This window comes from Shewanella sp. SG44-2 (genome assembly GCF_014164215.1).
In the GTDB taxonomy this organism is placed as follows: Bacteria; Pseudomonadota; Gammaproteobacteria; order Enterobacterales; family Shewanellaceae; genus Shewanella; species Shewanella frigidimarina.
The window spans coordinates 1-263 of record NZ_JACJEU010000100.1; the positions used below are offsets into that span (position 1 = coordinate 1).

The following is a 263-nucleotide window of genomic DNA, read 5'->3' on the forward strand; positions in this document are numbered from 1 at the left end:
GTGACCGCCACCGTGACGCTAGCGACTGGCACCCAAGTTGGCGACACCTTGATTGTCACTGATGGCAACGGCAACACCCTATTTAACGGCCCTGTGACTCAGGACATGCTCGACAACGGCTTTGATGTTGAAGTCCCAGTCACTGCAGGCGCGACCGATGTTGATGTCACAGCGCAAGTGATTGATATCGCCGGTAACCCATCTGCGACCGCCACTGATACACAACCTGTTGATGCCACTATGGCACCTGCACCGACTGTAGA

At 55.5% G+C, this 263-nt stretch carries 1 protein-coding gene; it reads left to right on the forward strand.

The features are described 5' to 3' along the window. Positions 1-263 (forward strand): hypothetical protein (locus tag H5181_RS20455; protein ID WP_182751897.1); only part of this gene is annotated, 263 nt, incomplete at both ends.